Origin of the sequence: Mastigocoleus sp. MO_188.B34 (assembly GCF_030065675.1) — a bacterium.
GTDB lineage: Bacteria > Cyanobacteriota > Cyanobacteriia > Cyanobacteriales > Nostocaceae > Mastigocoleus.
Genome location: NZ_JASJDK010000220.1, coordinates 1 through 6,227, shown reverse-complemented (window position 1 = coordinate 6,227; position 6,227 = coordinate 1). Strand labels below are relative to the sequence as shown.

Annotated in this window: 3 protein-coding genes; 2 read left to right on the top strand and 1 reads right to left on the bottom strand. The window is 35.5% G+C overall.

Features of this window, described 5'->3' with window-relative positions; translation table 11 throughout:
• Positions 1 to 491 precede the first annotated feature (491 nt).
• On the top strand, positions 492 to 2,840 hold the full coding sequence (locus QNJ50_RS28185) for a filamentous hemagglutinin N-terminal domain-containing protein (protein ID WP_300642427.1): 2,349 nt from the start codon (positions 492 to 494) through the stop codon (positions 2,838 to 2,840).
• 610 nt (positions 2,841 to 3,450) lie between these two features.
• Here the strand turns inward: QNJ50_RS28185 and QNJ50_RS28180 are convergent.
• Entirely contained in the window at positions 3,451 to 4,395 is a 945-nt protein-coding gene (locus QNJ50_RS28180; RefSeq protein WP_300642425.1) for a hypothetical protein, read from the bottom strand.
• A 1,647-nt stretch (positions 4,396 to 6,042) separates the two neighbouring features.
• Between QNJ50_RS28180 and QNJ50_RS28175 the strand changes: the two genes are divergently transcribed.
• Positions 6,043 to 6,227: CAP domain-containing protein (locus QNJ50_RS28175; protein ID WP_300642423.1), on the top strand; the 185-nt coding region annotated here is incomplete at its 3' end.

The window sequence follows — 6,227 nt, the reverse complement described above, 5'->3', positions numbered from 1 at the left end:
AGTATATACGTGACCGCATTTCTCAAGTTGAAAATGTTCCATCTTTAGGGACAATTATTCGGGAAAAATCTTCTTCTAACCCATTTGGTTGGTCATGGATGCCTCAATAACCCTTACCCCGAAATTTTGAGGGGATACACTTCAAGATACCTTTAAAACTCTATTTCTTAAAAAATAGGGTTTTTTTGTGTATTAACAGAGCCGCAGTCTTAACAGCAAGCAACCTATTTTGTAATTTTATACATACTTGCAATATCAAGTTCAATAGCCGAAATCAAGTTGCAATGAATGAACTAAAATTTTGAAATTCAACCTATATTGATTATATAAGCTATATTTAGTATATTTAACTCTTATATTCTTGCTTTTTCTTCTTAATTATTATCCTAACTCCTTATTTCTGATTTTTGAAATCACCACTTTGACCAGTGGGCTTTGTTTCATAGAGTTCAAGCTGATTTGAAATTCTTGATAGAAGTGTGGTGTAAAAGATGAAAATTTTAAGTTGTTTTTCCAGAAAACTGGGAATTACAATAAGTGGTGCAATTGCTTTGTCTGTCAGTCCAGCTAATGCTCAAATTACCCCAGATCGAACTTTACCAAGTAATTCTCGTGTCAGAACGCAGGGAAATACCAGAATTATTGAAGGTGGAACCACTTCTGGAGGAAATCTTTTTCATAGTTTTGGACAGTTTTCTGTACCCACTGGGGTCACTGCACATTTCCGAAACAATACAAGCATTCAGAATATCATTACTCGGGTCACAGGAAATTCTATTTCTAATATTGATGGTATTCTTCGAACCAATGGTACTGCTAATCTGTTCTTAATCAATCCTAATGGAATTATTTTTGGTCCTAATGCTTCTTTAAATATTGGTGGTTCATTTATTGGAAGTACCGCAAGTAGTGTGAATTTTGCTGATGGAACAAATTTTAGTGCTGTACAACCCCAAGCTAAACCTCTTCTAGCAATAAATGTTCCTACTGGTTTACAATTTGGAGCCACTGCAAAACCTATAAAGAATCAATCTCAAGCTAGTCCAAATGGCGCAACTAATGTGCTCAAACAACCTGTTGGTTTACAAGTACCTACAGGAAATACCTTAGCACTGATTGGTGGTGATCTAATCTTAGAAGCTGGAAATATAACTGCATCAGAGGGAAGGATAGAGCTTGGAAGTATAGGTGCTAATAGTTTGGTTAATCTTAAACAAACAAACAAAGGTTGGATTTTAGATTATGGAGGTATAAAGAATTTTCAAAATATTCAAATTGTTCGGCGAAATTCTAATGATTCCTTGATTTCATCTAGTGTAGACGTCAGTGGAGAAGGTGGTGGTGATATTCAAGTGAAAGGAGATTTAGTAGAATTTATTGGTTTTCCTACAATATTGACAAATAGAACTATAGGAGATGAAGATTCTGGAAAGATAAAGGTTTATGCAAGGAAATTAAGCATCAAAGATGGGGCACAAGTATTTTCTGCTACACAAGGAAGGGGAAAAGGTGGCGATTTAATTATAAATACTTCTGAATCTATAGAATTAAAAGGAAGGTTCCAGGAAAATGGTAAACCTAGTTTTCCTAGTGCATTGTCAAGTATCGCTGCTGCTAAAGGGGATGCTGGTGATATTACAATAAATACTTCCAGGTTGAGTGTCAAAGATGGTGCAACGATATCAACTGAATCTATTGGAACTTTTAATCTTGAGAATTCACAGATAACACCTGCTACCGGGAACGGAGGTAATTTAATAATAAATGCCTCGGAATTTGTGGAAGTGAGTGGAAAGTCAGCGACAGGTATCCCCAGTAGCTTAACTGCTTCAACTAAAGCTTTTGGAGATGCAGGAAGTTTGAAGATTGTGACAAAGCAATTAGCTGTCAGAGATGTAGCAAAAGTGAGTGTCAACAGCCGAATACCAAAATCACAAAAAATTACTTCTCGTAGAGGTCTAGATGGTTTAGGAAAAGCAGGCGAATTAAATATTACTGCTAACTCTATATTTTTAGACGATGAAGGAAAGCTGATATCGGACGCTCAATCAGGAAATGGTGGAAATATTTCCTTACAGGTGCGAGATTTCCTATTAATGCGTCGTAATAGTCAAATATCAACCAATGCAGGAACTGCAAAATTTGGTGGAAATGGGGGAAATATTACAATTAATGTTCCCAAAGGCTTTATCATTGCCAACAGTTTAGAAAATAATGATATTACCGCTAATGCTTTTCAAGGTTCTGGCGGTCAAGTGCGAATTCAGGCTGTAAATCTTTTTGGTATTGAACCTCTCAGTCGAGAAAATCTAACTAAAGAATTAGTAACTAACGATTTTGCAATCTTAGACCCATTTCGATTACAAACTAGTGACATCACGGCGATTTCCCAAAGTAACCCCGATTTGAATGGGGAAGTAATTATTAATTCACCCGAACAAGACCCCAGTGTGAAATTATTTAAAGCATCAACTGTAACACCAAAAATTAAAGTGTCATCTGTTTGTCGTGCACCTCGATCGCGGGGGAAAAACTCATTTATCATCACAGGAAAAGGTGGATTTCCCCAAAATCCGAGAACATTTCTTAGAGATTCCCATATAGAACCTAATTGGATCGCCCTTCCTCCTAGAAAAAAACTAGATCAAAAAAATATAAAAAAACAGAAACTTCGGGGACAAAAATATAAAGTTAAGCAGTTAAAAAATCTTCCAGAACCCATAGTAGAAGCTAGAGGTTGGTTCGTGAATCAAAATGGAGATGTGGTTTTAACTGCAGATCCAGATCTTGCAACTTCTGAGGATTTTATTTCCAGTACCCAAAAATCAGACTGCAATTAAATTTGATATCGAGATCGTATACGTGATTTATTAACTGGTGAGTTATTTATTTTTTAGAGGCGTTTCAAAATGTCTCTACAAATTTTATAATAATCATCAATTCATACTTATTTTCAAACTTATATTTGTCAAGTTTTCATCATATATTTCAGATTTTCTCTAAGAGGATTTTTGTAAAGTATTTTTTGTTACCCAAAATTATTGTTGAGATCCCCCAACCCCCTTAAAAAGGGGGCAAAAGTCCCCCTTCCCAAGGGGGATTTAGGGGGATCTAAGATATTTCGGGTAAATAATATGGCTTTCCAAAAAGCCTCCCACAAATAGATAACCAGATTATTTTCTAATAATAAAAACCACAACTTATTTTTAATTAGCCTTTTTTAGCTATTATCATTAGTTTTACTTGTTTATTGTCAACAAGTGCTGATTTATTTGCTTGATCGAGCATAAAGTTAAGAGAGTATCTTTGCATTTACTGACCCTACCAATTAGGAGTCTAAAGAAAACCATTGAGAGACGTGATATTACTTCACGTCTCTTTCAGACTTTGAACTAAATTAACTACTCTATCCAAGGCTTGATATCAGAATTTAACACTAATTATCAGATTCTAAGTTCGTGGTGGAATATTGTATTCTTTACGTAAATCTTCAACCTGTCGCTCAAATACTGACCAAGGATTCCAATTTTTGGATAAATTAACTTTTACGTGAGTACCACGTTCCAAAGCTTTGAACAAAGACTCTGGTTCCACTTCATTTCTACTGGTAAAAGAGGCTGTCAATACTTTTATACCCAAATGGAATTGGAGGAGAGTAAACAATAAACCCCAAAATGGATCTTTATCTAAAAAACCTGCTTGAAACGCAGATATCACAGCTTCTTCCGACATTGAAGTATGATATTCTGCCAAAATGTGAACACAGTCATGAACCAAGAAAATTTCTGGGGTTCCTCCTTCTTCTCCTGGTAAATTAAAACCATGCTTGCGAAGATGTTGATAAAGTTCTTTCCCTAAACTTCCCTCTGGGTAAAATTCTAACTTTTGATAGCGAGCAGCAGTTTTTCGATCTCCTTTACTCATCAAATATTTTAATGTTGGAATCATTCCACCAATACCTTCATTACGTAGTGTGTCCATCACCTTAGGACCAATAAATCCATGACGGAAAACATTAAATCTGACTAAAGCTAATCGATTGTTTACTAAATGCTTAAGTGTTTGTACTGCACAGTCATTAAGTTTAAGTGCTTTAGCAAACTCAATTACCATTCTGGTTTTATTTCTTGTAACCTTAGTACCGATAATTGAAATTAAAATACAGTAGTGAATAAGTTGCTTACAAAACTCTCGATTGATTATCTTACTACTTAACTCTTGCGGTGTAATTAACTTCAGTTCATCAATCGATACATTAGTTTTGAAAATATAGGTTTGCATCGACATCAGCATCTGATACTCTAAATCGTCGAGTTTTCCATCAGCAACTGCTACCGTTTTTAATGCTCTAAGTTCGTACAGAGCAATTTCGGTAGGTGGAACTACCAGTTTCATCGCAAATAATCCCCTAAAAATAGATTGCTGCTTTGGATCTAAAAGCTTGGTTATTTCCCAACAGGGCTAAAGTTTAAGTAAGTACGAAGAAATTACCTATCAAAATCTCTGTGGTGAACTACCAGTACTTAACCACATTAATTTTGTCGGGTGATTTACAGCTATTTTCAAGTAAATAGACCACGGGTAGAGACGCGACAGAGCCTGCGGCGTCGGCGTTAGCCTCTGTCGCGTCTCTACAAAGATGTTGCTTTGCGGATGTGTGGTTCAAATAAATGAAAGCTGCTGTAAGGTTCGTAGTAGTGCTTTAGCACTATATGCAAAAACATAAAACTAATTCCAGTCTGTGAGTTACTTTCACCTCAAGGCTCGAATGTATCGTATGATAGCTAATATTTTTCGAGCAGACCGTATAGGATGATAGAGTTTGCAAAATGATTTACAAATGGTGTCAATTTATCCTCTTAAGTCCCAGAATACTGATAAATACTAACCCAAGAGATATTTTGAAACTACTAGCTCAAATCACTGAGTAATTTTAAGATATCTGATAATTTTCCTTTAAAATCAAGGTTTTTAGACGCTTAACATCGTAATTTAAGCTCTCAAGGAAATATATCACAACTTAGAAACACAATCTAATCTACAATCGTAGCTTCCGAACTACAACCGTATTTTTTATTACTAAAAATAAAAATTTGTCCCGAGTTTGTCACAAAATTGTTTTGAATTACTCACTTTATTCGTACCATACTTGTATCTGTGGTTTTTAACCTGAGTACTTGTAGCTGAAAACTATAGTTAAGCCCAATACTTAGGCTTGTTGACTTCCAAAAAATAAATACTTCCAAAAAATAAATTTCCATGGAAGTAATTGAGTGGTGTGAGGAATTTGAGAAGTTTGTTTCCGTATTTTGACCGAACTGAGCTATCGGTTTGAACTAGCATTTTCTTTGATTTAATGCTTTTTTGATTAGATCGATTTCGCTTATGTTTATGTGTGCATAACAAGCAGAAAAGCGTCAGTCGACATTCACAGGTAAGAAAAAAGCAACATCATACATGTCATAGAAACAGTTACTAAAACAATTGTACTTTCCGTATTTAGACCTGACTTTATTTAGATATAATGTTCAATATGAGTAAAATTGGGACTTTAAGCCTAAGAATTCACCACCACAATAAATCAAGCGTTGCTTAATCAAAGGATGATTTTGCACTCCTAGGGCGTGTTTTAAAACTATGTTCCGGTTCCCCCTAGCCTTTAAAAATAGTCGAAGTCCCCCTTTTTAAGAGGGATTTAGGGGAATCTTAAAATCAAAAAAAATGTGTAATTAATACTTGAAAGCACGCCCTGTAAAGCCATTATTCCTTAGCATTTAGCAGAACTGTGCGTATGTAATGACCTTAGAGTCACGCTGTAGCTATGCTACCTGTGGGTCTGCTAATACATGCTTTCAGAGATATTTGGCGAAAGTTAAAAATCTCAAAGCCCCCCAGAATTGGTGAATATAGGGGAATATCCATCAGATGGGAATTAGAGCGTCTACAACAGTCTCCATATCGATCTAGGAATATTGTTCAGGTCTAAACACAAAAATGAATTGAAATCCAAACAAATCATTCAATTAAGGGAGCTTATCAGTAATGGTTGATACAACTAAAAGTTTTACCAAACAAGTACTGGACTTAACCAATGATTTCCGCAAGAAAAACGGTTTAGACCCCTTAAAATGGGATCCTGAATTAGCAACAGCCGCCCAAAAACACTCTGATAACATGGGTAGGCAAGATTTCTTCAGTCATCAAGGTAAAGATGGTTCCCAACCCTG

Excerpts from the sequence above, each read along its gene's own strand:
- QNJ50_RS28185 (WP_300642427.1), top strand. The coding sequence starts at position 492 with ATGAAAATTTTAAGTTGTTTTTCCAGAAAACTGGGAATTACAATAAGT.
- QNJ50_RS28180 (WP_300642425.1), bottom strand. The coding sequence starts at position 4,395 with ATGAAACTGGTAGTTCCACCTACCGAAATTGCTCTGTACGAACTTAGA.